General features: G+C 72.3%; 22 protein-coding genes. 14 read left to right on the top strand and 8 right to left on the bottom strand.

Annotated features, from left to right (window positions below):
- The first annotated feature begins 75 nt into the window (after window positions 1-75).
- The 7 genes from AB0H28_RS03890 (at window position 76) to AB0H28_RS03860 (ending at window position 7,150) form a co-directional block, all read left to right on the top strand.
- Complete coding sequence (locus tag AB0H28_RS03890; protein WP_358033875.1) at window positions 76-384, top strand: YbaB/EbfC family nucleoid-associated protein; 309 nt, start codon at window positions 76-78, stop codon at window positions 382-384.
- A gap of 8 nt (window positions 385-392) precedes the next feature.
- The gene (recR, locus tag AB0H28_RS03885; protein WP_358033709.1) at window positions 393-986 is read left to right on the top strand and encodes a recombination mediator RecR; all 594 of its coding nucleotides are present in this window, start codon (window positions 393-395) and stop codon (window positions 984-986) included.
- A 211-nt stretch (window positions 987-1,197) separates the two neighbouring features.
- Window positions 1,198-2,868: an ABC transporter substrate-binding protein gene (locus AB0H28_RS03880; RefSeq protein ID WP_358033706.1), complete on the top strand. Its 1,671-nt coding sequence runs from the start codon at window positions 1,198-1,200 to the stop codon at window positions 2,866-2,868.
- Window positions 2,869-2,972: 104 nt separating this feature from the next.
- Window positions 2,973-3,980 carry an ABC transporter permease gene (locus tag AB0H28_RS03875; RefSeq protein WP_358033703.1) on the top strand — a complete coding sequence of 336 codons (1,008 nt, stop codon included), beginning with the start codon at window positions 2,973-2,975 and terminating at the stop codon, window positions 3,978-3,980.
- A 95-nt stretch (window positions 3,981-4,075) separates the two neighbouring features.
- The gene (locus AB0H28_RS03870) at window positions 4,076-5,017 is read left to right on the top strand and encodes an ABC transporter permease (protein ID WP_358033872.1); all 942 of its coding nucleotides are present in this window, start codon (window positions 4,076-4,078) and stop codon (window positions 5,015-5,017) included.
- 43 nt (window positions 5,018-5,060) lie between these two features.
- Entirely contained in the window at window positions 5,061-6,047 is a 987-nt protein-coding gene (locus tag AB0H28_RS03865; protein WP_358033701.1) for an ABC transporter ATP-binding protein, read from the top strand.
- Window positions 6,044-7,150 (top strand): oligopeptide/dipeptide ABC transporter ATP-binding protein, encoded by a 1,107-nt coding sequence (locus AB0H28_RS03860; protein WP_358033698.1) that lies wholly within the window; start codon window positions 6,044-6,046, stop codon window positions 7,148-7,150. Before AB0H28_RS03865 ends, AB0H28_RS03860 begins: the two co-directional genes overlap by 4 nt.
- A gap of 45 nt (window positions 7,151-7,195) precedes the next feature.
- Here AB0H28_RS03860 and AB0H28_RS03855 read toward each other — a convergent pair whose 3' ends face one another.
- Both AB0H28_RS03855 and AB0H28_RS03850 read right to left on the bottom strand, forming a co-directional pair.
- Complete coding sequence (locus AB0H28_RS03855) at window positions 7,196-7,657, bottom strand: hypothetical protein (RefSeq protein ID WP_358033694.1); 462 nt, start codon at window positions 7,655-7,657, stop codon at window positions 7,196-7,198.
- A complete protein-coding gene (locus AB0H28_RS03850) occupies window positions 7,639-8,298 on the bottom strand; it encodes an HNH endonuclease family protein (protein ID WP_358033691.1) in 660 nt (219 codons plus the stop codon). The genes AB0H28_RS03855 and AB0H28_RS03850 overlap by 19 nt, the downstream gene beginning before the upstream one ends.
- A gap of 108 nt (window positions 8,299-8,406) precedes the next feature.
- Here AB0H28_RS03850 and AB0H28_RS03845 point away from each other — a divergent pair, with 108 nt between their 5' ends.
- Window positions 8,407-9,843 (top strand): MFS transporter, encoded by a 1,437-nt coding sequence (locus AB0H28_RS03845; RefSeq protein ID WP_358033688.1) that lies wholly within the window; start codon window positions 8,407-8,409, stop codon window positions 9,841-9,843.
- 40 nt (window positions 9,844-9,883) lie between these two features.
- Here the strand turns inward: AB0H28_RS03845 and leuA are convergent, their stop codons facing one another.
- Together leuA and AB0H28_RS03835 are read right to left on the bottom strand one after the other, a co-directional pair.
- Window positions 9,884-11,629 carry a 2-isopropylmalate synthase gene (gene leuA, locus AB0H28_RS03840; RefSeq protein WP_358033685.1) on the bottom strand — a complete coding sequence of 582 codons (1,746 nt, stop codon included), beginning with the start codon at window positions 11,627-11,629 and terminating at the stop codon, window positions 9,884-9,886.
- A 199-nt stretch (window positions 11,630-11,828) separates the two neighbouring features.
- Window positions 11,829-13,142 (bottom strand): MFS transporter, encoded by a 1,314-nt coding sequence (locus AB0H28_RS03835; RefSeq protein ID WP_358033683.1) that lies wholly within the window; start codon window positions 13,140-13,142, stop codon window positions 11,829-11,831.
- Between the two features lie 78 nt (window positions 13,143-13,220).
- Between AB0H28_RS03835 and AB0H28_RS03830 the strand changes: the two genes are divergently transcribed.
- The gene (locus tag AB0H28_RS03830; protein ID WP_358033680.1) at window positions 13,221-14,207 is read left to right on the top strand and encodes a MarR family transcriptional regulator; all 987 of its coding nucleotides are present in this window, start codon (window positions 13,221-13,223) and stop codon (window positions 14,205-14,207) included.
- Between the two features lie 174 nt (window positions 14,208-14,381).
- Here the strand turns inward: AB0H28_RS03830 and AB0H28_RS03825 are convergent, their stop codons facing one another.
- Complete coding sequence (locus AB0H28_RS03825; protein ID WP_358033677.1) at window positions 14,382-14,912, bottom strand: nitroreductase family protein; 531 nt, start codon at window positions 14,910-14,912, stop codon at window positions 14,382-14,384.
- An 83-nt stretch (window positions 14,913-14,995) separates the two neighbouring features.
- Entirely contained in the window at window positions 14,996-15,760 is a 765-nt protein-coding gene (locus AB0H28_RS03820; protein WP_358033674.1) for a hypothetical protein, read from the bottom strand.
- 206 nt (window positions 15,761-15,966) lie between these two features.
- On the opposite strand from AB0H28_RS03820, the gene AB0H28_RS03815 reads away from it, so the two are divergent.
- Window positions 15,967-17,232, top strand: coding sequence for an aspartate kinase (locus AB0H28_RS03815; RefSeq protein WP_358033671.1), 1,266 nt, complete (start codon window positions 15,967-15,969; stop codon window positions 17,230-17,232).
- Between the two features lie 5 nt (window positions 17,233-17,237).
- Complete coding sequence (locus AB0H28_RS03810) at window positions 17,238-18,296, top strand: aspartate-semialdehyde dehydrogenase (RefSeq protein WP_358033669.1); 1,059 nt, start codon at window positions 17,238-17,240, stop codon at window positions 18,294-18,296.
- 126 nt (window positions 18,297-18,422) lie between these two features.
- Here AB0H28_RS03810 and AB0H28_RS03805 read toward each other — a convergent pair whose 3' ends face one another.
- Window positions 18,423-19,874: a sensor domain-containing diguanylate cyclase gene (locus AB0H28_RS03805; RefSeq protein ID WP_358033666.1), complete on the bottom strand. Its 1,452-nt coding sequence runs from the start codon at window positions 19,872-19,874 to the stop codon at window positions 18,423-18,425.
- 192 nt (window positions 19,875-20,066) lie between these two features.
- Between AB0H28_RS03805 and AB0H28_RS03800 the strand changes: the two genes are divergently transcribed.
- Entirely contained in the window at window positions 20,067-20,750 is a 684-nt protein-coding gene (locus AB0H28_RS03800; protein WP_358033663.1) for a histone deacetylase, read from the top strand.
- 397 nt (window positions 20,751-21,147) lie between these two features.
- Window positions 21,148-22,890 carry a bifunctional metallophosphatase/5'-nucleotidase gene (locus AB0H28_RS03795; RefSeq protein WP_358033660.1) on the top strand — a complete coding sequence of 581 codons (1,743 nt, stop codon included), beginning with the start codon at window positions 21,148-21,150 and terminating at the stop codon, window positions 22,888-22,890.
- 67 nt (window positions 22,891-22,957) lie between these two features.
- On the opposite strand, the gene AB0H28_RS03790 is transcribed toward AB0H28_RS03795, so the two are convergent.
- On the bottom strand, window positions 22,958-24,250 hold the full coding sequence (locus tag AB0H28_RS03790) for an MFS transporter (RefSeq protein ID WP_358033658.1): 1,293 nt from the start codon (window positions 24,248-24,250) through the stop codon (window positions 22,958-22,960).
- A 109-nt stretch (window positions 24,251-24,359) separates the two neighbouring features.
- Between AB0H28_RS03790 and AB0H28_RS03785 the strand changes: the two genes are divergently transcribed.
- Window positions 24,360-24,833, top strand: coding sequence for a hypothetical protein (locus AB0H28_RS03785; protein WP_358033656.1), 474 nt, complete (start codon window positions 24,360-24,362; stop codon window positions 24,831-24,833).
- Window positions 24,834-24,835 lie beyond the last annotated feature (2 nt).

Genomic DNA, 24,835 nt, shown 5'->3' with positions numbered 1-24,835 from the left:
CCCGACTAGGCTGGGCGCGGCCGAGCAGACGAGTGCGAGAAGGAGCGGCCCGTGCGCCCAGGTGGACAGCCCAACATGCAGCAGATGCTGAAGCAGGCGCAGAAGATGCAGCAGCAGATCGCCAACGCCCAGGCCGAGTTGGCCGAGGCGGAGCTGACCGGCACCGCGGGCGGTGGCCTGGTGACGGCCACCGTCGCCGGCACCGGCGAACTGAAGGCGATCAAGATCGACGCGAAGGCGGTCGACCCGGAGGACGTGGAGACGCTGGAGGATCTGGTCGTCGCCGCCGTGCACAACGCCGCCGAGGCGGCCCGGGAGCTGACCGAGCAGAAGATGGGCCCGGTCGCGGGCGGGATGGGCGGCCTCGGCCTGCCCGGTTTCTGAGCCGGCAGATGTACGAAGGTGCCATCCAGGACCTGATCGACGAGCTGGGTCGGCTGCCGGGCGTCGGCCCGAAGAGCGCTCAGCGGATCGCGTTCCATGTCCTGTCCGCGGACCCGGCCGACGTCAACCGGCTGGCCGGCGCGCTGCGCAAGGTCAAGGACCTGGTGCGGTTCTGCACGACCTGCTACAACGTGGCCGAGTCCGAGCAGTGCCGGATCTGCCGCGACCCGCGGCGCACCGACGAGGTGCTCTGCGTGGTCGAGGAGCCGAAGGACGTGGTGGTGATCGAGCGGACCGGCGAGTTCCGCGGGCGCTACCACGTGCTCGGCGGCGCGATCAACCCGCTGGAGGGCATCGGCCCGGACAACCTGCGGATCCGTGAGCTGATGACCCGGTTGGGCGGCGGCGAGGTCCGCGAGCTGATCCTCGCCACCGACCCGAACACCGAGGGCGAGGCGACGGCGACCTATCTGGCGCTGATGGTCAAGCCGATGGGGATCGCGGTGACCCGCCTCGCCAGCGGCCTGCCGGTCGGCGGCGACCTGGAGTACGCCGACGAGATCACGCTGGGTCGCGCCTTCGAGGGGCGCCGGGCGGTCTGAACCCTTCCGTCACCGGCGGGTGCCCTGCGGGGTGCCCGCCGGTGTCGTTCCCGGGACGGCCGGAGCCCCCGTCGTGAGTAGACCTCGGAAGGTGTCGGCTTGGTAGCGATTGCCCTTCGCCCGTTCCTCTTCTGTGTGACATGCCATAACCTCCCGCTCACGGACTGAGTCACAGCTCGGCGTGTAGACATGCGCATGACAGAGGTGAGAGATGCAGGCGTTCAGGCTGAAAACGGCCGTGGCCCTCGCGGCCGTGGCCGCCCTGGCGGTCGGTGCGTCCGGCTGCGCCAAGAGCGACCGCGAAGAGGACGGTGGGGACGCCAAGACCGGCGGCACCTTCGTCTTCGCAGGTGCCGGGGACCCGAAGAACTTCGACCCGATCTTCAACGACGACGGTGAGTCGTTCCGGCCGATCCGCCAGATGTACGACACCCTCGTGCAGAACAAGCCCGGCACCGCCGAGCTGCAGGGTGCCCTGGCGGAGAGCTGGGAGCACGACCCGGAGGGTAAGGTCTGGACCTTCAAGCTCCGCAAGGGCGTGAAGTTCCACGACGGCACCGACTTCAACGCCGCCGCGGTCTGCTTCAACTTCGACCGCTGGTTCAACATGAAGGGCGCCGCGGCCCAGTCGCAGATGATCTACTACTCGGACGTCTTCGGCGGCTTCGCCAAGAACGAGGCCGAGGGCGTCGGCGACCCGGTCTACAACAAGTGCGAGGCCAAGGACGACGGCACCGCCGTCATCACGATGAACCAGTACAAGGGCGCCTTCCCGGGCGCCTTCGCGCTCACCGCGCTGTCGATCGCCAGCCCCGAGGCGCTGAAGAAGTACGACGCCGACGCCGTGAAGCAGAACGGTGACTCGTTCGAGTACAGCGCGTTCGCCAACGAGCACCCGGTCGGCACCGGCCCGTTCAAGTTCGTCGGCTGGGACAAGGCCAAGGGCGAGATCACCCTGGACCGCAACCCCGACTACTGGGGCGAGAAGGCCAAGGTCGACAAGCTGGTCATCAAGGTGATCAAGGACGAGAACACCCGCAAGCAGGAGCTGCGGGCGGGCACCGTCCAGGGCATCGACTTCCCGGCCCCGGCGGACCGCAAGGCGCTGTCGGACGAGGGCTTCCAGGTCCTCGACCGCCCGGCCTTCAACATCCTCTACCTCGGCTTCAACCAGAAGAACCCGAAGCTGAAGGACCTGCGGGTGCGTCAGGCGATCGCCTACGCCCTCAACCGCCAGCAGCTCGTCCAGACCAAGGGCCCGGGTGGCACCAAGGTCGCCGACGAGTTCATGCCGGACACCGTGCTCGGCTACGCGCCGGACGTGCAGAAGTACGAGTACAGCCCGGACAAGGCCAAGGCGCTGCTCAAGGAGGCGGGCGCGGAGAACCTGACGCTCAACTTCTACTACCCGACCGACGTCTCCCGGCCGTACATGCCGAACCCGCAGGAGATCTTCACCGTCCTCGCCAACGACCTCCAGGCCGTGGGCATCAAGGTCAACGGTGTGGCCCGCCCGTGGAACGGTGGCTACAAGGACGACGTGCAGCAGTTCGGCAAGCACGACCTGCACCTGCTCGGTTGGACCGGTGACTACAACGACCCGGGCAACTTCGTCGGCACCTTCTTCGGCCGCGCCAAGGTCGAGTTCGGCGACCAGGCCATGACCGAGATGTTCGCCGCCATCGGCAAGGCCGACGGCACGGTGGACGAGGCCGGCAAGAAGGCCGCCTGGGAGCAGGTCAACCGCGACATCGCCGCCAAGTGGATGCCGGCCGTGCCGATCTGGCACGCCCCGCCGGCCATCGTGGTCACCAAGGACGTCAAGGGTCTCGTCGCCAGCCCGCTGACCGACGAGCGGTTCAACACCGTCAGCGTCGGCTGACGCATCACCCACCGCTGACGCCCCACGTGGAATCGGCCCGGGCCGGGCTCTCGCTCCCGGCCCGGGCCGACCCGCTGTTCAACGAGAAACCTGGTGTGTGAGAGATGTTGCGAGTCATAGTTCGCCGCCTGCTGCAACTGGTGGTGACCCTGATAGGGCTGTCCGCGCTGGTCTTCATCTGGCTGCGGAACCTGCCCGGCGGCCCGATCGAGGCGCTGCTCGGTGAGCGGGCCACGCCGGAGCGGCGGGCGCTGCTCACCAAGGCCCTCGGCTACGACCAGCCGATCCTGGTGCAGTACGCGAAGTTCATGCAGCGGCTCCTGACCGGTGACTTCGGCAACTCGATCCGGAGCGGCGACCCGGTCACCGAGGTGATCGGCCGCGCCTTCCCGGCCACCGTGGAACTGGCCGCCGCCGCGATGATCATCGCGATCGGGCTGGGCGTGCCGCTCGGCTACCTCGCCGCCCGGCACCGCGGCCGGCTGCTCGACAACCTGAGCATCGGCGGCACCCTGCTCGGCATCTCGATCCCGATCTTCTTCCTGGGCTATCTGCTCAAGGACGTCTTCACCCAGAACATGCACCTGTTCCCGCCGTCCGGCCGGATCAGCACCGGGATGGACAACACCGACGTCACCGGCTTCTTCGTGCTGGACGGGCTGCTCACCCGCGAGTTCGACGCCACCGGCGACGCGCTGTGGCACCTCATCCTGCCGGCGGTCACGCTGGCCACCATCCCGCTCGCGGTCATCGTCCGGATCACCCGGGCCAGCGTGCTCGACGTCCTCAACGAGGACTACGTCCGCACCGCCGAGGCGAAGGGCCTGCGACACAAGACCATCCGGGGCCGGCACGTCCTGCGCAACGGCCTGCTGCCGGTGGTCACCACCATCGGCCTGCAGACCGGCGCGCTGCTCTCCGGCGCGGTGCTCACCGAGCGGGTCTACAACTGGGGCGGTCTCGGCACGCTGATCTACGACTCGATCAGCGGCGGCCGTGACTATCCGGTGCTCCAGGCGCTGATCCTGCTGGCCGCGCTGGTCTTCGTGGTGGTCAACCTCCTGGTCGACCTCTCCTACGCCTTCATCGACCCGAGGGTGCGTGTGCGATGAGCGATCCGATCACCCGGCCCACCGTGGGCGCCCAGCGCGAGAGCGTGGACCCGTCGGCCGTCACCGAGAAGCCCGAGGGCAGCCTGCCCCGCGGCCTGGACCGGCTCGGCGAGCGCAAGCGCGCCCGGTTGGAGCAGTTGGCCCAGGCCACCGCGGACAAGGGCGGCGTCAGCCTGGTCCGGGACGCGTTCCGCCGGCTGCGGCGCAACCCGACCGCGATGGTCGGCGCGTCCATCGTGGCGCTGTTCGTCCTGGTCGCGATCTTCGCGCCGCTGCTCGCGCCGCACGACCCCGCGCAGCGCTTCGACGAGTTGACGAAGAACCTGACAGTCGACAACATCCCCGGCGCCAGCAGCGAGTTCCCGCTCGGCTCCGACCCGCTCGGCCGGGACTTCCTGTCCCGGATGATCCACGGCAGCCGGCAGACCCTGTTCGTCGGCGTGCTCGCCACGCTGATCGGGTTGGCCCTGGGCGTGCTGGTGGGCGCGCTCGCCGGCGCGTTCGGCGGCTGGGTCGACAACATCCTGATGCGCTTCACCGACGTGATGCTGGCCCTGCCGGCGCTGCTGCTGGCGATCAGCCTGGTGGCCATGGCCAGCCGGTCCAGCCAGTGGACGGTCATCCTCGCGGTGGCGATCGTCAACGTGCCGATCTTCGCCCGGCTGCTGCGCGGCTCGATGCTCGCCCAACGGGAGAGCGACCACGTGCTGGCCGCCCGGGCGCTCGGCGTCAGGCGCGGGGCGATCGTGCTGCGGCACATGCTGCCCAACGCGATGACCGCGGTGATCGTGCAGGCGACCCTGACGCTCTCCACCGCGATTTTGGAGGCCGCGTCGCTGTCCTTCCTCGGTCTCGGCGACCCCGACATCAACCGTGCGGAGTGGGGTCTGATGCTCGGTGTGGACGGTCAGCGCTACTTCGAGGTGCGGCCCGAACTGGCCTACTTCCCGGCGGTCGCCATCATCGTCGTCGCGCTCGGCTTCACCCTGCTGGGCGAGGGCATGCGCGAGGCGATCGACCCGAAGAGCCGGCGGTGACGGCGGTGCGGACCAACGACCAGCACGGTGAGGAAGTGACCCGATGAGCCTGCTCGACGTACGCGACCTGAGCGTCGTGTTCCAGCGCCGCGGTGAGCGACCGTTCACCGCTGTCGACGAGGTCAGCTTCAGTGTGGAGCCGGGGCAGACGGTCGGCCTGGTCGGCGAGTCCGGCTGCGGCAAGAGCGTCACCAGCCTGGCGATCATGGGGCTGTTGCCGAAGCGCGGCAACAAGGTCACCGGCGAGGTGAACTTCGACGGCGCGGACCTGCTGAAGCTGCGGCCGGAGGACCTGCGGGACCGGCGCGGCCGGGACATCGGCATGATCTTCCAGGACCCGCTGTCCTCGCTGAACCCGGTCATTCCGATCGGCACCCAGGTGGCCGAGGTGCTCGAACGGCACCGCGGCATGGACCGCAAGGTGGCGTTGAAGGAGGCCCGGGAGCTGCTCGACGCGGTCGGCATCCCGGACCCGGCGCGGCGACTGAAGGAATACCCGCACCAGATCTCCGGCGGCATGCGGCAGCGCGCCCTGATCGCCATCGCGCTGGCCTGCAAGCCGCGGCTGCTGATCGCCGACGAGCCGACCACCGCCCTGGACGTGACGATCCAGGCGCAGATTCTCACACTGCTCAAGGAACTCGTCGACGAGACCGGCACCGCACTGATCATGATCACCCACGACCTGGGGGTGGTGGCCGGGCTCTGCGACACGGTGAACGTCCTCTACGGCGGGAAGATCGTGGAGCGGGCGGACCGGCACGAGCTGTTCGCCCGGCCGCGACACCCGTACACGCACGGGCTGCTCAGCTCCGTGCCGAGGCTCGACTCGGTACGCGGGGAGCGGCTGCACGCCATCCGCGGCTCGGTGGCCGACAACATCCCGTGGGTCGAGGGCTGCGCGTTCGCGCCCCGGTGCGACAACGTGGTGGACGCCTGCCTCGACGGCACGCCCCCGCTGGAGCCCACCGCGAACGGCGGCGACCTGCGCTGCAACAACCCCGTTTCCGAGGAGGTGGCGGTCCCGTGACCGAGTCGACCGAGCGGACCGGACCCCTGGTCGAACTGCGCGATGTCAAGGTCCACTTCCCGATCAAGAGCGGCGTGCTCGTCGACCGGACGATCGGGCACGTCTACGCCGTCGACGGGGTCTCGCTCGCCATCAACCGGGGCGAGACGTACGGGCTGGTGGGCGAGTCGGGCTGTGGCAAGTCCACGCTGGGGCGGGGCCTGCTGCGGCTGGTCGAGCCGACCGACGGTGAGATCGTCTTCGACGGCATCGACCTGCGCGCGCTCAAGGACGAGCCGATGCGCCGGATCCGCCGCCGCATCCAGATGATCTTCCAGGACCCGCTGTCCAGCCTCGACCCCCGGCAGTCGGTGGAGTCGCTGCTGGTCGAGGGCCTGAAGGCGCACGGCCTCGCGAAGGACCGGGCGGCGGTCGACAAGCGGTTGCGCGACGCGCTCGCCGCGGTTGGCCTGCCCGCGTCGGCGCTGAGCAAGTATCCGCACGAGTTCTCCGGCGGCCAGCGCCAGCGCATCGGCATCGCCCGGGCGCTGGTGCTCGAACCGGACCTGATCGTCGCCGACGAGCCGGTGTCCGCGCTGGACGTGTCGATCCAGGCCCAGGTGCTCAACCTGCTGGACGAGTTGCAGGAGGAGCGCGGCCTCACGTACCTGATCATCGCGCACGACCTGGCGGTGGTCCGGCACATCGCCGACACGGTCGGGGTGATGTACCTCGGCGGGCTGGTGGAGGAGGCGTCCAGCGACGACCTCTACCGGGAGCCGATGCACCCGTACACCAGGGCGCTCATGTCGGCGGTGCCGGTGCCCGACCCGCAGGTCGAGGACCGACGGGAGCGGATCCTGCTCGCCGGCGACCTGCCGTCACCGGCGAACCCGCCGACCGGCTGCCGGTTCCACACCCGCTGCCCGTGGGCCCAGCCCACCCGCTGCGCCGACGAACGGCCCGCGCTGCGCGAGGTGCTCGACGGGCACCGGGTCGCCTGCCACTACGCCGAGGACATCGCGGCCGGCCGGATCCGGCCGCACGAGGTGGAGCCGGAGGTGGTCCGGCCGGAGGACGGTGCGCCGCCGGGCGAGACCGGAGAACTCATCCCCAGCCCGTGACCCGGGAGCGCGTCGGCCCCGCCCGGGGCCGACGCGCCCGTCGGATCAGCCCTCGGGGCGGTCGAGCAGCCCCACCGCGACGGTGTGCACCGCGTCCAGAGCGGCCGGGTCGGCCAGCGGCGCGCTGCCGCCGGTGACCGCGTACCACTCGTCGGCGTCCTTGTACTGCACCCGCAGCGTCACCCGGCCGTCGGCGTGCTCGGTCCGCAACGTCAGCTCGCCGGTCACCACGCCGACCTCGTCGGTCATCACGCCGCCCGGGCCGGCCGTGATGTCGGTGGTACGCGCGGCCGGCCCGGCCGCCGCCCCGGGCGTCGCGTCGGCGGACATGCCGGCACCGGAGACGTCCGCCGGCGCCGACTGCCGGCCGTCCGCGGTCATCCCCGCCGACGTCGGACCGGCCGGGGTCGGATCGGTGCCGGCCGCCGCCGCGTCGTCGCCGGTGGCGTCCGGCGTCTTCTCCGGAGCCGGTGTGCCACCCGCCCCGGTCACGGCTTGCTCGCCCATGTGCAGCCCTCCAGCATGTCGGTGAGGGCGGCCTTCTCGGCACTTGTGACCGTCAGCCGCCAGTAGTGCTTGACCGTCACCCAGTCGGCGGCGTACTGGCACCAGTACGACCGGTTCGCCGGCTTCCACTGCGACGGGTCCTGGTCACCCTTTGCCCGGTTGGAGCTGGCGGAAACCGCGATGAGCTGCGGTCGCGTCTGGTCGTTGGCGAAGTCGCCGCGCTTCGAGTCGTCCCACTCGTCCGCGCCGGACCGCCAGGCGTTCGCCAGCGGCACGATGTGGTCGATGTCCACGTCCGACGGGTCGGTCAGCTCCACCCTGTCATAGGCGCTCTCCCACCGGCCACCGACCACGTTGCAGCCGGAGAGCTTGATGCCCTCGCCGTCGCGCTGCAACACGCTGTCGCGCACGTCGCAGTTCTTGCCGGTGTCCCGCCAGTGCGGGAACCGGGAACGGCTGTAGCCCTTCATCGACCCGGCCGTCGCCACGGTGAGCTGGCCGAGCTGCTGATTCACGTTCCCCGAGGCGCTCGGCGGCGCGTCCGGCTCGGTGAGGGCGGGGTCACAGCCGGCCGCGCCGAGGGCGAGCACCGCGGTGAGCGCGGCGGTCAGCCCGGCTCGGACTCCTGATCTCGTACGCACAGACGACACCTCTCCAGCTTGCGGGCTCCGGGCGAGTCCGCACAGTACCCGGCGGCGGTTTCTCTGATTCGTGGCGTCGGCGGTGGATCGGCGGCAGAGTGGATCGACGTGACCTCACCTGACTCCGCGCCCCGCCTGCGTACCGGCACCGCCGCCGGTCGCGGCACGCTGCTCGCCGCGGTCCTCGCCTCCGGCATGGTGTTCCTGGACAGCACCGTGGTCAACGTCGCGCTGCCCCGCCTCGGCGCCGAACTGGACGCCACCGTGGCCGGTCTCCAGTGGACCATCAACGGCTACCTGCTGATGCTCGCCGCGTTCGTGCTGCTCGGCGGCGCGCTGGGTGACCGGTTCGGCCGGCGACGGATCTTCCTGCTCGGGGTGGTCTGGTTCGCGGCGGCGTCGGTGCTCTGCGGGCTGGCCCAGGGCACCGGATGGCTCATCGCCGCCCGCTTCCTCCAGGGCGCGGGCGGGGCGCTGCTCACCCCCGGCTCGCTCTCCGTGCTCCAGGCCAGCTTCCACCCGGACGACCGGGGCAAGGCGATCGGCACCTGGTCCGGCCTCTCCGGCGTGTCCACCGCACTCGGGCCGCTGATCGGCGGCTGGCTGATCGACACGCTCTCCTGGCGGTGGATCTTCTTCGTCAACCTGCCGCTGGCCGTGGCCGTGGTGCTCGCCGCGATGCGCTGGGTGCCGGAGAGCCGGGACGAGGCGGTCTCGCGTACCGGCGGAGGGCACGGGTTCGACGTGGCCGGCGCGTTGCTCGGCGCGCTGGCGCTCGGCGGCGTCACGTACGCGCTGATCGACGCCCCGGCGCGCGGCGCCTCCCCGGCGGTGCTCGCCGCGGCGGTGGTCGGGCTGGCCGCGGTGGTGGTCTTCGTGCTCGTCGAGCGGCGACGCGGGGACACCGCCATGCTGCCCACCGCGCTGTTCGGCAGCCGGCTCTTCTCGGTGCTCAACGTGTTCACCGTGGTGGTGTACGCGGCGCTCGGCGGGTTCACCTTCTTCCTCGCCGTCTATCTGCAGAACGTGGTCGGCTGGTCGGCGCTGCTCACCGGCCTGGCCACGGTGCCGATGACGGTGCTGCTGCTGGTCGGCTCGCCCCGGGCCGGCGCGCTCTCCGCCCGGATCGGCCCCCGGCTGCCACTGACCGTCGGGCCGGTGATCGCCGCGGCCGGCCTGCTGCTGCTGCGCCGGGTCGGGCCGGGCGCCTCGTACTGGACGGACGTGCTGCCCGGCGTCGCGCTGTTCGGCGCCGGGCTCACGCTCGTGGTCGCGCCGCTGACCACGTCGGTGCTCGGGGCCGTGTCGGACCGCTTCGCCGGGGTGGCGAGCGGCTTCAACAACGCCGCCTCCCGGGCCGGCGGCCTGCTCGCGGTGGCCGCGCTGCCGCTGCTGGTCGGGCTCTCCGGCACCGGGTACGAGCAGAAGGGCGCGTTGGCCGACGCCTACCGGGGAGCGTTGGCGTGGTGTGCGGGGCTGCTGCTCGCCGGTGCCCTGCTCGCCGTCGTGCTCATCCACCGCCCGAAAGGAGGGGCCCCCTCTTAACGCATCTGGTAGAGGAGGGGGCCCCTATTAACACCGCAGGTCAGCGAGGTGCGCGGGTGCGGTTGACGGCGCTGGTGACCGCCTTGATCGAGGCGGTGACGATGTTGGCGTCCATCCCGACGCCCCACACGGCCCGGCCGTCCACCTCGCACTCCACGTACGCGGCGGCCTGCGCGTCACCGCCGGAGGAGAGCGCGTGCTCGTGGTAGTCGAGCACCCGGACCGCCACGCCCAGCGACTGCAACGCGTTGACGTACGCGTCGATCGGGCCGTTGCCGACCGCGGTGAGCGCCCGCGTCCCGCCGCCGAAGCCGATCCGGGCGTCGATCTCGACCTTGCCGTCGACGGTGCCGATGGTGTAGCCGGCCAGCGTGACCGACGGGTCGACCTGGTGGTCGAGCAGGTAGTTGCGGGCGAAGATCTGCCACATGGTGCCCGGCTCGACCTCGCCGCCGTCGTGGTCGGTGACGGCCTGCACCACGCCGGAGAACTCGATCTGGAGGCGGCGCGGCAGGTCGAGCTGGTGCTCGGACTTCATGATGTAGGCGACGCCGCCCTTGCCGGACTGCGAGTTGACCCGGATGACCGCCTCGTAGGTGCGGCCCAGGTCCTTCGGGTCGACCGGCAGGTAGGGCACCGCCCAGGTGAAGTCGTCGACCGGCACCCCGGCCGCCGCCGCGTCGGCGTGCAACGCGGCGAAGCCCTTGTTGATGGCGTCCTGGTGGGAGCCGGAGAACGCGGTGTAGACCAGGTCGCCGGCGTACGGGTGGCGCTCGTGCACCGGCAACTGGTTGCAGTATTCGACCGCGCGCCGGATCTCGTCGATGTTCGAGAAGTCGATCATCGGGTCGATGCCCTGGGAGAACAGGTTCAGGCCCAGCGTGACCAGGTCGACGTTGCCGGTGCGCTCACCGTTGCCGAACAGGCAGCCCTCGATGCGGTCGGCGCCGGCCAGCAGGCCCAGCTCGGCGGCGGCCACGCCGGTGCCCCGGTCGTTGTGCGGGTGCAGGCTCAGCACCAGGCTGTCCCGCCGGGGCAGGTGCCGGTGCATCCACTCGATCGAGTCGGCGTAGACGTTGGGGGTCGCCATCTCGACCGTGGCCGGCAGGTTGACGATCAGTTTCCGGTCCGGCGTCGGGTCGATCACCTCGATCACCGCCGCGCAGACCTCCAGCGCGTAGTCCAGCTCGGTGCCGGTGTAGGACTCCGGCGAGTACTCGTAATGGATGTCGGTGTCCGGCGTGTGGATCTCCGCGTACTTCTTGCAGAGCCGGGCGCCCTGGGTGGCGATGTCGGTGATGCCGTCGCGATCCAGGCCGAAGACCACCCGGCGTTGCAGCGTCGAGGTGGAGTTGTAGAAGTGCACGATGGCCCGGCGGGCGCCGCGCAGCGACTCGAAGGTCCGCTCGATCAGGTGCTCCCGGCACTGGGTCAGCACCTGGATGGTGACGTCCTCCGGGATCAGGTCCTGCTCGATCAGTTGGCGGACGAAGTCGTAGTCGGTCTGGCTGGCCGACGGGAAACCGACCTCGATCTCCTTGTAGCCCATCTGCACCAGGAGCTGGAACATGCGGCGCTTGCGCTCGGGCGACATCGGGTCGATCAGCGCCTGGTTGCCGTCACGGAGGTCGACGGCGCACCAGCGGGGCGCGGCCTCGACGCGGCGGGTGGGCCAGGCGCGGTCCGGCAGGTCGACCCGGAACTGCCGGTCGTACGGGAGGTAACGGTGCACCGGCATGCGGCTGGAACGCTGCTGGGCGAAGGGATCGGTGACTGGTTGAGCCATCTCGGAGTGCTCCCTGGGACATGTGGCGTCAGCAGATCGGAAGGTGTCGGCGAGGTGCCGGGCGACGGTGCGCGGCGGGGCCGAGGTGAAGTTCGGATGTGCTGGACGGCGCGGTTCGACTCCGCGACGAGGTGCCGGCCGGTCAGGCCTCGTCGCGGCGGCCAAGGAGAAGAGACGCCTGCCACATGACAGGGTCACCCTACGTGGTGGGACGGTCGGTGGGAAGGCCGGTCCGGACTATGGGACCGGAGTCACCGGCCCGGGGCGCCTCCGGCGCCTCGCCCAGCCGGGGCGTCCGCTCCGCCCGGGCCACCGCCGGCACGATGGCCAGCCCGACCAACACGAAGATCGCCGCCGCCGGATACCAGCCCCAGCTGCCGGTGCTCACGCCGAGCGCGGTCAGCCCGGCCGGCGCGATCAAGAACTGCAACTGCGAGCCGAGCCCGAACGCCCCCACGTACGCGCCGCGCTGGGCGGCCGGGGGCAGCGTGGCGGTGAGGCCCCAGGTGCCCGCCGACTCGACCAGCTCGGCCACGATGAGCAGCGTCGCGGCGCCCACCAGCGCCACCACGGTGAGCCAACCCCGGGTCTGCGCCGAGATCGGCAGCACCACGCAGAATCCGGCGATCAGCACGGCGCCCCGGCGGGACGCCCGGGCCGCACCCGGCGCGGTGTCCGCGCCCCGGCTGGCCCGCACCTGAAGCAGCACGATCAGGACCGTGTTGAGCAGCACCAGCGCGGCGATGAGCGTCTTCGGCGCGTCGGTGTGGGTGAGGATCCACAGCGGCAGCACCGTCAGGTAGAGCGTCTGGTGCGCGGTGAGCAGGCCGGACAGCAGCGCGACAGCCATGAACGGGCGGTCCCGCAGCACGGTGAGCCGGCTCATCGGTTCGGCCGGCCGGGTCACCTCCGGCAGTCGGGGCAGCCGGTTCACGAAGCCGGCGGTCACCAGATAGACCGCGGCGATGAAGAAGATCATGCCGCGGTACGCCCAGATCGTGTCGACGGCCAGCACCAGGCCGCTGATCAGCGCGCCCAACCCGAAGCCGACGTTGAGCGAGGAACGCTGGTAGGCCATCGCGGTCACCCGTTCCTCCGGGCGCAGCGCGTTGATCGAGTAGACCTGGCGCGCGGTGCCGGTGGCGGCGCCGGTCGCGGCCAGCGCGAGCACCACGGCGAGGAAGCCGGCGAAGCCGCCGACGAACGGGTACGTCGCGAACAGCGCCGCGTCGAGCAGCAGGCAGACGATCCACACCCGCTGCGGGCCGTACCGGTCGGTGAGCCCGCCCAGCGGGACGGTGCCGAGCAGCGACGCCCCGGCGGCGAGCGACAGGCCGAGACCCACCTGGGTCGGGCTCAGCCCCAGCGCCCGGGTGAAGAAGACCGCGCTGCCGGCCTGGAACAGGCCGTGCCCGACGGCGAACACCATGGCCTGCACGGCCAGGGCGCGGGTCAGCCCGGCCGGCGGTACGACGTGTCGGACGGCGGTGCGGATGTTCTCTCTGGCCCCCATGACCGGTGAGCAAACCGTGCCCCCCGCCCTCCGGTCGAACGTTTTAGGCTGGGTCGAATCCTGGCTGCGGGGGTGCGGGTGTCCGAGTTGCGGTTCAGCCTGGCCGACGTCGCGGGGGTCCGGTTCGCCGTGTCGCCGGCCAACGAGACGGTGATGAGCATGTGGGCGCTGGCCGACCCGGTCCGCTACGCGGTGCACCTGCCGTGGATCGACCGGGCCCGGGTGACGCTGCGCCGTCCGGAGGTGGCCGTCCGGGTCCGGCCGCTGGTGGAGCTGACCCGGCCGCGCCGCTGGCTGCCGGACTTCCTCACCCCGGCGGCCCGGCCGGGCGCGGGGATGGCCGAGCAGCTCGCCCAGATCGCGGCGACGCCGCCGGAGGTGGTGGTCCAGGACCTGCTGGCGACCACTCCGAGACGGCCGCTGAGCCCGTTCGGGCAGGCGTTGCTGGCCGATCCGCGCGGCCTGCTGCCCCAGCTCGTCGATGCGGTGCGGGTCTGGTTCGACGAGGCGATCGCACCGGACTGGCCGCGCATGCGGGCGTTGCTCGACGCCGACGTGGCGCACCGGGCCGGCCAGCTCGCCGAGGGTGGCGCGGGCCGGCTGTTCGAGCAGCTCCACCCGAGCCTGCGGTGGCTCGGCGACCGGGTGGTCAGCGACGACCCGTTCGAGCGCGACTTCGACCTGCGCGGTCGGGGGCTGGCGTTGAACCCGGGCGTGTTCACCGACCGGCGGGTGCTGTGGAACCTGCTGGAGGATTCGTTGCCCGCCGGGGCGTACCCGGTCCGGGCGGTCGGGACGCTCTGGGAGCGGGCCCCGGCGCCGCCCGGCGACCCGCTGGTCCGGGTGGTCGGCGCCGGCCGGGCCGCGCTGCTGCACCTGCTCGACTCGGCGGTGACCACCACGGACCTGGCCCGGCTCACCGGGATGTCGGCCGGGAACGTCTCCCAGCACCTCACCGCGTTGCACGCGGCCGGGCTGGTCGCCCGGTCCCGGGCCGGGCGGCACGTGCTCTACCGCAACACCGAGGTCGGCGACGCCCTGCTCCGGGCGGCGCGCGGCACCTGACCGCCGTTGGGTGCCGGGCCGCGTCGAGCGCCGGGCCCGCCGGCCGCATGTGCCTGGCCCGGTGTGCCGCGTCCGGCCGCCGTCGGGCGTCGGGTCCGCCGCCGTGGGGCGTCCGGGTCCGCCGCCGTCGGGCGTCGGGTCCGCCGCCGTCGGAGGTCGGGTCCGCCGGGCGGCTCAGCGCAGCAGCAGGGTGGGGAGGGGTCGGCGGCGGCGGAGCGCGGTCTCCCGGTCGTACAGGTCGGGCGGGAGCGTGGCCGGGTCGCCGAGGCGGCCGATCGCGGCCACCGCCAGCGGCCGGACGTCGTCGGACAGGTCGAGCTCGGTGGTGAGGCGGGCGCGGTCGAGGCGGGTGAGTTGGCGTACGTGCAGGCCGAGGGCGGTGGCCTGCACGGTGAGGTGAGCGACCGCCTGGCCCAGGTCGTACGCGGTCCGTTCCGGCTCGCCGCCGGCGTGCGCGGCGAGCAGCAGGGCGGCGGCGTGCCGGGCCCAGCGCTGGTCGGCGTCGGGCAGGCCGACCAGGATCCGCTTCCACGTCTCGTCCTGCCGGTGCCCGAGCGCGAACCGCCACGGCTGGGCGTTGCCCGACGAGGGGGCCCAGCGGGCCGCCTCCAGGAGGGCGGCGACCTCGGCGGCGGTCAGCTCCGCATCGGGGTCGAACGCTCGGGGGCTCCACCGGAACGCGAGCAGCGGGGTCAGGTCGGTCATGGGGCCAGCGTCCCGGATGCCCGTTTTGTGTGGTGAATCAGGGCGGCTGGGTGTGGGCAAGAACACCCGTAACGTACAAAAGGCTAGGACGGTTCGGGCGTGGGCGCGTCCCGACCGATCGGCTCGCCCTCGATCACCGCGCCGGCCAGCTCGACCGTCGCCGGCGCCGGGCCGGGTTTCCCGGTCAGCGTGAGACTGCCGAAGGTGGCGCGGACCGCCACCGGGGTGCCGTCCTCGCCGAAGCAGTAGACGCCCACATCCAGCGGCGCGTTCATCGACGCCGCGGTGGAGTCGACCGCATAGCACCGGCCGGTGACGCCGGGCGGCACGGTGGTGGGGGAAACCGCGAGCGCCGCCCGCCGGTCGGTGAGCACCTCCAGCCAGTCGGTGAACGGGTGCTGCACCCGCGGGTCCAGCCGGCCGGGCACCGCGTCGTCGGAGTCGCCGAGGCGCACACACCCGGCGGGCTGCGGGTGGTCGGCCGACGGCAGGGCGCACTGGAACAACCCGTCCGAGGTGCCGGCCAGGGAGACGTCCACCGTGCCGCCCCGCCCCCAACCGGGCACGTCGACCCGCCAGCTGTCGTCGTTCGCGCTGATCCAGGTGACGGTGCGGGACGAACCGCCGGGTGGCGCCCAGGCGTAGGTGGCGGTGAGGTGTCGGTCCTGCGCGGCGGCGGCCAGCCCGGCCAGCTCGTCGCGGGCGGCGTCGACCTGCACCGGCACCGGGTCGGCGCGGTCGGCCGGCGTCGGCCGCGGGTGGTCGGCGACGCAGGCGGCGACCAGCGTCGGCAGGGTGAGCGCGAGTACGCCGGCCAGCCGCCGGCCCGCGCGTCGGTGAACGTGCACCGGGCCATTCTGCGACGTCATGGCGGCCCGGGTCAGCCCACCGTACGGCTGTACCGGTTGGCGCGCCCGGGCCGGATGGTGGGATCACCCGACCCGGCCGCGCGGCCCGCCCGATACCCTGAGGAGGTCTGACACGCGCCGCCGGACCTCCAGACCCGGCGGCGTCGGCACGCTCAGGGCCGTCACTGGGAGGGGAGCGCACCGTCGTGGCACTCGTGGTGCAGAAGTACGGCGGGTCCTCCGTCGCCAACGCCGAGCGGATCAAGCGGGTGGCCGAGCGCATCGTGGCGGCCCGCAAGGCGGGCGACGACGTGGTCGTGGTGGTCTCCGCCATGGGTGACACCACCGACGAGCTGCTCGACCTGGCCAACCAGGTGAGCCCGCTGCCACCCGGTCGGGAGCTGGACATGCTGCTCACCGCCGGTGAGCGGATCTCCATGGCGCTGCTGGCCATGGCCATCCACAACCTGGGGTACGAGGCTCGCTCGTTCACCGGTTCCCAAGCCGGTGTGATCACCACCTCGGTGCACGGCCGGGCCCGGATCATCGACGTGACCCCGGGGCGGCTCAAGGGCGCGCTGGACGAGGGCGCGGTGGTCATCGTCGCCGGCTTCCAGGGCGTCTCGCAGGACACCAAGGACGTCACCACGCTCGGCCGCGGCGGCTCGGACACCACGGCGGTCGCGTTGGCCGCCGCGCTGCACGCCGACGTCTGCGAGATCTACACCGACGTGGACGGCATCTTCACCGCCGACCCGCGGATCGTGCCGAACGCCCGGCACATCGAGCGGATCACCTACGAGGAGACGCTGGAACTGGCCGCCTGCGGCGCGAAGGTGCTGCACCTGCGCAGCGTCGAGTACGCCCGGCGCGCGGGATTGCCGATCCACGTCCGTTCGTCATACTCGACAAACACCGGCACGATGGTCACCGGATCGATGGAGGACCTTCCTGTGGAACAGGCACTGATCACCGGGGTCGCCCACGACCGCAGCGAGGCGAAGATCACCATCGTCGGGGTGCCCGACGAGCCGGGCGCCGCCGCGCGGATCTTCGACACCGTCGCCGGCGCCGAGATCAACATCGACATGATCGTGCAGAACGTGTCCACCGAGGGCACCGGCCGCACCGACATCTCGTTCACGCTGCCCAAGGCCGACGGCCCGACCGCGATGGCCGCGCTCAGCAAGATCCAGGAGTCGGTCAAGTTCAAGGGTCTGCTCTACGACGACCACGTCGGCAAGGTCTCGCTGATCGGTGCCGGGATGCGCTCGCACCCGGGCGTCGCCGCCGGCTTCTTCGCCGCGCTCGGCACCGCCGGGGTGAACATCGAGATGATCTCCACGTCGGAGATCCGGGTCTCCGTGGTCTGCCGCGACACCGACCTCGACAAGGCGGTCCGAGCCATCCACGACGCCTTCGAGCTGGGTGGTGACACCGAAGCCGTCGTCTACGCCGGCACCGGGCGGTAGCGCGGATGCCGCCGCTGCCCACCCTCGCGGTGGTCGGAGCGACAGGTGCCGTCGGCACCGTGATGTGCCAGATCCTCTCCTCCCGCCGCAACGTGTGGGGTGAGATCCGGCTGCTCGCCTCCGAGCGATCGGCCGGCCGCCACGTCCGGTGCCGAGGCGAGGAGTTGACCGTCCAGGCCGTCAGCGAAGCGGCGTTCGAGGGCGTCGACGTGGCGATGTTCGACGTGCCCGACGACGTCTCGGCCGAGTGGGCGCCGGTCGCGGTGGCCCGCGGCGCGGTGGTCGTCGACAACTCCGGTGCGTTCCGGATGGACCGGGACGTGCCGCTGGTGGTCCCCGAGATCAACCCCGAGCAGGTGGGTAACCGACCCAGGGGGATCGTCGCCAACGCCAACTGCACCACCCTCGCGATGATCGTCGCGGTCGCCCCGCTGCACCGCGAGTACGGCCTGCGCGAACTGGTCCTCGCCTCCTACCAGGCGGTCTCCGGCGCGGGGCAGGCCGGGGTGGACGCCCTGCACCTCCAGCTCGGCAAGATCGCCGGGGACCGGGCGCTCGGCTCCCGTGCCGGCGACGTACGCCAGGCGGTCGGTGACGAGCTGGGCCCGTTTCCGGCGCCGCTGGCGCTCAACGTGGTGCCGTGGACGGGTTCCCTGGCCGACGAGGGCTGGTCCTCCGAGGAGTTGAAGCTCCGCAACGAGTCCCGCAAGATCCTCGGGCTGCCCGACCTGAAGGTCTCCGCCACCTGCGTCCGGGTGCCGGTGGTGACCGGGCACTCGGTCGCCGTGCACGCCGTCTTCGCCACCGAGGTGGACGCCGAGGGCGCCCGCGAAGTGCTGCGTAACGCGCCGGGGGTGATCCTGGTCGACGACCCGGCCGCCGGAGAGTTCCCGATGCCGATCGACGCGGTCGGCACCGATCCGTCCTGGGTGGGCCGCATCCGCCGCGCCGTCGACGACCCGCGAGCCCTCGACCTCTTCGTCACCGGCGACAACCTCCGCAAGGGCGCCGCCCTGAACACCGCCCAGATCGCCGAACTCCTCGCCCGGCAACTCACCCCCTAACCCCACCCCACCCCACCCCCCCCGGAAGGCCCCTCTTTCACGGAAAGAGTGGGCATTCGGGCCACGATGGCCACTCTTTCCGTGAAAGAGGCGGCCCTGGGTGGGGGGTGGGGGGTGGGGGGTGGGTCAGGCGGCGGAGAGGTGGATGCCGTCTCGGCCGTGCCGCTTGACGGCGTAGAGGGCCTGGTCGGCGCGGTGCAGGGTGCGCTCGGGGGTCTCGCCGGGGCGGGGCAGGGCGATGCCGACGCTTATCGTCCGGCCGGTGCGCCGGGCCGCCTCGGTCAGCCGCTCGGCGATCCCGACCGCCTCCTGCGGGTGGCTCACCTCGATCACCGCGACGAACTCGTCGCCACCGGTCCGGTACAGCTCGTCGCCCTGGCGCAGCGCGCCCTCCAACGCCCGGGCCAGCCCCACCAGCAGCCGGTCGCCGGCCTGGTGGCCGTACGTGTCGTTGACGTCCTTGAACCCGTCCACGTCGATCGCCAGCAGCGCGGTGCGCCCCGGCATGGCGCTGGCGATCCGCTGCCCGAACGGCCCGGTGTGCCGCAGCCCGGTGAGCGGGTCCGAGCTGGCCTGCTCGCGCAGCCGCGCCAGGGTGCGCAGCCGGTCGAGGCAGGTCCACGCCTGCCCGGCCAGCAACTCGATCAGGTTGACCGTGGTCGGGTCCGGCCGCAGCGCCCGCTCGTCGGCGACCAGCAGCACGCCCCCGGCGGCCGGCGCGCCGACCGGCACCGCCACCAGCGTGCGCGCGCCGGCCCGGGTCAGCGGCAGGTATTCCTCGGTCGGCGGGTGCCCCGCCTCGCCCAGCGTGTACGCCGAGCCGTACCGGTGGGCCCGGTCGACCATCTTCTCGAGCGCGACCGGACCGGCGTCGGTCAGCTCGGCCCGGATCCGGGCCTCCAGGTCGCCCGGGGTGTCCGTGGGCGCGCCCAGCCGGGGCCCGCGCCGGCCGGTGAGCACCAGCACGGCGGCGGAGAGCGCGGACACGTCCCGGGCCGCGGTGATGGCGGCGGTCATCAGGTCCCAGCCCGTCGGCGCGGCGGTGAACGCGGCGGCGTGCCGGAGCAGTTTCTCGCTGCGGCTCTCGGCCGGCGGGCCGCCGAGCGCCGCGATCCGGGCGCCGAGCCGGTCGGCCAGCCGTTCGGCGGTCTCCCGCCACGGGGCGAGCGTCACCGGCTCGCTCCACTGCAGGTCGAGCACGCCGATCGGCCGGCCGGCCGGATCACGTACCGGCACGCAGAGTTCCGCGGTGACGTCCGGTCGGACCGGCAGGTAGTCGGGGTCGGCGGTGACGTCGGGCACGGCAGCGGTCTCACCGGAGGCGTACACCCGCCGCACCACCGACGGCTCGGGCCGCTGCCGGGCCGGTCCGTCGGCCGTCGCCGGCACGTGCGAGAAGACCTGCCAGGCGCCGGTGGCCGCGACGCACCGCAGCCGGTCGTGGACCCGGAGCAGGATGGTGGCGGTCGCCGGGGTGTGCCGGGCGAGCGCGGCGACGGTCCACTGGCATGCCTCCGGCACGGTCGACGCCGTGGGAAGGCGCACCGTGACATCGCGGAGGACTCGCTCGTGATCCACGTCGTTCCTGCTGGGAGGGGGGATGGCTGCGATCAAGCGTACTCAGCGCGGGCACCGGCGACCTTCGTACACATGTGCTATCCACAGGCTGTGGACACCACCTGTGGGTACGGTGGGGAGCCCAGGCCCGAGGAGGCGTCGATGCTGACCGCCCGGCCGGACGAACACCTCGCTCGCCGCGAGTTCTGACCGGTGCCGCTGCTCTGGTACGTCGCCTACGGGTCGAACCTGCACGCGGCGCGGCTCGACTGGTACCTGCGCGGCGGACGACCGCCCGGCGGGCTGCGCACGTACCCCGGTTGCCGGGACTGCCGGCCGCCGCGCCGGACCGTCCCGGCGCTGATCCCCGGCGGGATCTACTTCGCCGGCGAGTCCCGAGCCTGGACCGGCGGCATGGCGTTCTACGACCCGGACCTGCCCGGCCGGGCGGCGGTCCGGGGCTACCTGGTGACGGTCGAGCAGTTCGCCGACATCGCGGCGCAGGAGATGTACCGCCCGCCCGGCGCCGACCTCGCCGGTATCCGCGCGGCCGTCGGTGCCGGGCGGGCCACGCTCGGTCCGGGCCGCTACGAGACGCTGCTGCGGGTCGGCGCGCGCGACGGCCTGCCGATGCTCACCTTCACCGCCGGGCACCGGGCGGTGGAGGTGCCCTGGACCCGCCCGTCCGCGGTCTACCTGGGCATGCTGGCGCGCGGGTTGCGGGAGGCGCACGGCTGGGACGGCGCCCGGACCGCCGACTACCTGGCGGGCCGGCCGGGGGTGGCCGGGCGGTGGACCCGGCGCGCGCTGCGCACGGTGGCCGGTGCCGCGGACCCGCCCCACCCTCCGGCGCCTCGGTCGAGTTCGGACAGTCCGCTCCGGCCGCCGGACCGGTAAACATGAACGGCCGTTCGGTCGACAGCGGATGCCCGCCGGGAGTTTTTCCGGACAGGAAGGTTGCCAGAGCAAGGTTTTCGGCGTGACATGAGCGACGGTGCCGGCTTCCTGGTCCCTGGGGGCCGGCACCCTCAGCCTCCTCGGGTACGCCATGCCGGAATTAACCTGACCGTCATGTCGGACTCGTCGGGCAGACCGCCGCGGGTCGCCGGCGGTGCCGAGGATTCGGAACGCCACCCAGGTCGACCTGCGGCCCGGTGGATGAGAAGCTACCCCGGGCGGGGCGGCGGTCCCCCGAGCGCCGCCTCCCGCGATCGACCCCTGTCACGGCACGGATCAGGATCACCGGGCGAACCATCGTCCGGCCACCACGCGCCGGTATCTCACGAGGAGTTCCATGTCCGTCTCCGGGATGCGCCGCCGGGCCACCGTAGGCCTGGCCGCACTCGCCGCGACCGCGTTCACCGCCGTCGCCGTCACCCCCGACCAGGCCGAGGCCCACTCGAAGCCGGTCGACGTCCAGCTGCTCGCGATCAACGACTTCCACGGCAACCTGGAGCCGCCGAGCGGGTCCAGCGGCACCATCGACGGCCAGCCCGCCGGTGGCGCGGAATACCTGGCCAGCCACCTGAAGGCCATGCGCGCCGCGGCCCAGGCGCAGGGCAAGGGCACCGTCACGGTCGCCGCCGGTGACCTGATCGGCGCCTCGCCGCTGCTGTCCGCCGCGTTCCACGACGAGCCCACCATCGAGGAGATGAACCTCGCCGGGCTGGAGTTCGCCAGCGTCGGCAACCACGAGTTCGACGAGGGCGCCACCGAGCTGCTGCGGATGCAGCGCGGCGGCTGCCACCCGGTGGACGGCTGCGCCGACGGCACGCCGTTCAAGGGCGCGAAGTTCAGGTACCTCTCCGCGAACGCGTTCAAGACCTCCACCGGCCTGCCGCTGATGCAGCCGTTCGGCATCAAGATCGTCAAGGGCGTGCCCATCGGCTTCATCGGGATGACCCTGGAGGGCACCCCGAACATCGTCAGCCAGCAGGGCGTCGCCGGGCTGCGCTTCACCGACGAGGCCGACACCGCCAACAAGTACGCCAAGATCCTGCGGCTGCTCGGCGTCAAGAGCATCGTCGTGCTGCTGCACGAGGGCGGCGTGCAGAACGGCGGCGGCATCAACGACTGCACCGGCTTCAGCGGGCCGATCGTCGACATCGCCAACCGGATGGACCCGGCCATCGACGTGATCGTCAGCGGGCACACCCACGCCGCGTACAACTGCAACATCAACGGCAAGCTGGTCACCAGCGCCAGCTCGTTCGGCCGCCTGGTCACCGACATCAACCTGAAGATCGACAGGCGTACCCGGGACGTGGTCAGCGCGTCGGCGAACAACGTGGTGGTCACCCGGGACGTCGCCAAGGACCCGGCCTCGACCGAGCTGATCAACCGGTACAAGACCGCGCTCGGCCCGGTCGCCGACCGGGTCGTCGGCGAGACCACCGAGGTGATCACCAAGGCGCAGGAGAACCTCTACCAGACCGGCGTCGACGCCAACGGCAACCCCACCTACCAGACCGGTGAGTCGCCGCTGGGCAACCTGATCGCCGACGCGCAGCTCGCCGCCACCGACACCGAACAGAACGCGGTCGCCGCGTTCATGAACCCCGGTGGTGTGCGCGCCGACCTCGACGCCGGCCCGGTCACCTACGCCGAGGCGTTCACCGTTCAGCCGTTCGCCAACAACCTGGTCACGCTGGACCTCACCGGCGCGCAGCTCTACTGCATGCTGGAGCAGCAGTTCACCGTGGCCCGCGTGCTCTACGCGTCCTCGACCGTGCGGTACGTCGTCGACGTCAACGGCACCACCGCACCGGCCGGGACGCCGTGCGCCGGCTCCCGGGTGGTCCGGGGCAGCCTCACCATCAACGGCACCCCGGTGACCGACACCGGGACCTACCGGGTCACGGTGAACAACTTCCTCGCCGGCGGCGGCGACGGCTTCAGCGTCCTGACCGGCGGCACCAACGCGGTGACCGGCCAGATCGACCTGGACGCCTTCACCGCGTACCTGACCGAGAAGTCGCCGGTGTCCGCGCCGGCGCTGGACCGGATCCAGACCACCGCGGAGGTCCCCGCGGCCTGACCCGCAACGGCCGACGGGCCCCGGAGCGCCGCTCCGGGGCCCGTCGCCGTCCGAACCAGAGGCCCGGTCAGGCCGCCGGGGCGGGCTCGGGGGCCGGCGCCGGTGACGGAGCCGCCGGGCGGCCGTCCTGGGCGGGGGTGAGCAGCGGGCGCAGCGACAGCGCGAGCAGCGAGGCCACCAGGCAGCCACCCACCACGACCGTCACCCAGACCCGCCCGTCCGCCGCCCCGATCAGCGGCCCGGCGGTGACCGGACCGACCACCCCGCTGATCCCGAAGATCATCGAACTCATCGCGTTGTAACGACCACGCAGCTCGTCCGTGGCCAGCGCGTTCGTCAACGCCGGCATGACCGGGGACAGCATCGTCTCGCCGAAGCCGAAGATCGCCGAACAGGCCACCACACCGAACGCCGCGAGCAGGGCGTTGCCGCCACCCACCACGCCGGCCGCGCCGAGCACCAGCCAGGCACCCGCGAAGACCGCGCCCACCACCGCCAACGCGCCGGTGCGGCTGCGCCCCTCCAGCCGGCGGAGCACCAACAACTGGGCGAGCACGATCATCACGGTGTTCGCCGCCAGCGCCCAGGCCACCACCCGCGGCGTCACCTCCACCACCCGCACCGAGTACGCCGCGAAACCCACCTCGATCTGCGCGTAACCACAGGTGGTCAGCACCAGGCCGAAGATGACGAGCCGGCGGAACGGGCGGTCCCGCAGCACCGTCAGATAGCCACCCGTCGCCGGCGCGGCACCGCCCCCGCCCGTCACCGCGACCGGCCGGCGTCCCACCTGCGGCAGCGTGAGCAGGATCAGCGCCGGAGTCAGGTAGCTCACCGCGTCCAGCAGGTAGATCGCCTGGAAAGTGACCGGGCGGGCCACGTCGACCACCGCGCCGGAGATCAGGCCACCGGCGCCGATGCCCAGGTTGAGCAGGGCGAAGTTGAGCCCGAAGACCCGCTGCCGCTCGCCGTCGCCGGTGAGCGAGGCGAGGATCGTGTTCTGCCCGGACCAGATCGCCGAGCTGCCGACCGCCACCAGGGTCATCACGCCGAACGCCGAGGCGGTCGAGTCGACCAGGGCCAGCGAGCCGGTGCCGACCGCCTCGATCGCCAGGCACGGCAGCACCACCCGGCGCGCGCCGAACCGGTCGATCAGCGCGCCACCCACCGGGGACAGCGCCAGCGTCACCGCACCGAACCAGCCGATCACCAGACCGGCGCGGGCGTCGGTGAGCCCGCGCACGTCGGTCAGGTAGATGAACAGGAACGGCAACGTGAGACCGCGCCCGACGGCGGAGAGCAGGGTGCCGACCAGGATCCGGCGGGCTTCGGGACGGGCGGGCAGGGCGCGGCGCAGCATGGCTGGATTCTGGGCGGCGGGTACGACACCCGCGACCCGTTTACTCCTTACCCAAGCGGGCGTCGGGCCGGAAGGTGAGCAAGCCCACCCGGTCTGCCATGCTGGCGCGGTGACCACGACCTGGCGACACCTGCCCGCCCCGGCCCGTGAGATCGCCGTGACCGCCACCGAGGCGGTCGACGCGGCCCGGGCGCGCGACGCCGGGGCGTACCGGCCGGCCGTCGAACGGCTCGCCGCTGCCGACCGGGCCGGGCTGGTGCTCGGCGGCGTGGTCCGGCTCCTGCTGGAGGAGGGCCACCCGGACGGGCTGGACGGCGACGACGTCCGCCAGGTGCTGGAGCGTTGCGTCCGCGCCGCCGCGACGTGGTGGCCCGAGGTCGACCCGCACGTCCTGCTGGTGCTGCTGGCCGGCGCCCTCGGCGTCTACGACCCGGGCGACGACGACAGCCCGCCCGGCCCGGCGGCCGTGGCCCGGCACGCCCCGCTGCTCGTCGCCGACCTGCTGGCGGTCACCGGCCGTCCGTTCGCGGACTGTCTCACGGCGGCGTTCACCGAGGTGGCCCGCACCGAGTTGCACGACTGACC

Origin of the sequence: Micromonospora sp. NPDC050980, from assembly GCF_040653835.1 — a bacterium.
Lineage (GTDB): Bacteria > Actinomycetota > Actinomycetes > Mycobacteriales > Micromonosporaceae > Micromonospora.
Note: the sequence above shows the minus strand (reverse complement) of the source record. Positions and strands in the feature narration are given on the sequence as shown.

Excerpts from the sequence above, each read along its gene's own strand:
- AB0H28_RS03890 (WP_358033875.1), top strand. The coding sequence starts at position 76 with ATGCAGCAGATGCTGAAGCAGGCGCAGAAGATGCAGCAGCAGATCGCC.
- recR (WP_358033709.1), top strand. The coding sequence starts at position 393 with ATGTACGAAGGTGCCATCCAGGACCTGATCGACGAGCTGGGTCGGCTG.
- AB0H28_RS03880 (WP_358033706.1), top strand. The coding sequence starts at position 1,198 with ATGCAGGCGTTCAGGCTGAAAACGGCCGTGGCCCTCGCGGCCGTGGCC.
- AB0H28_RS03875 (WP_358033703.1), top strand. The coding sequence starts at position 2,973 with ATGTTGCGAGTCATAGTTCGCCGCCTGCTGCAACTGGTGGTGACCCTG.
- AB0H28_RS03865 (WP_358033701.1), top strand. The coding sequence starts at position 5,061 with ATGAGCCTGCTCGACGTACGCGACCTGAGCGTCGTGTTCCAGCGCCGC.
- AB0H28_RS03855 (WP_358033694.1), bottom strand. The coding sequence starts at position 7,657 with ATGGGCGAGCAAGCCGTGACCGGGGCGGGTGGCACACCGGCTCCGGAG.
- leuA (WP_358033685.1), bottom strand. The coding sequence starts at position 11,629 with ATGGCTCAACCAGTCACCGATCCCTTCGCCCAGCAGCGTTCCAGCCGC.
- AB0H28_RS03835 (WP_358033683.1), bottom strand. The coding sequence starts at position 13,142 with ATGGGGGCCAGAGAGAACATCCGCACCGCCGTCCGACACGTCGTACCG.
- AB0H28_RS03825 (WP_358033677.1), bottom strand. The coding sequence starts at position 14,912 with ATGACCGACCTGACCCCGCTGCTCGCGTTCCGGTGGAGCCCCCGAGCG.
- AB0H28_RS03810 (WP_358033669.1), top strand. The coding sequence starts at position 17,238 with ATGCCGCCGCTGCCCACCCTCGCGGTGGTCGGAGCGACAGGTGCCGTC.
- AB0H28_RS03795 (WP_358033660.1), top strand. The coding sequence starts at position 21,148 with ATGTCCGTCTCCGGGATGCGCCGCCGGGCCACCGTAGGCCTGGCCGCA.
- AB0H28_RS03790 (WP_358033658.1), bottom strand. The coding sequence starts at position 24,250 with ATGCTGCGCCGCGCCCTGCCCGCCCGTCCCGAAGCCCGCCGGATCCTG.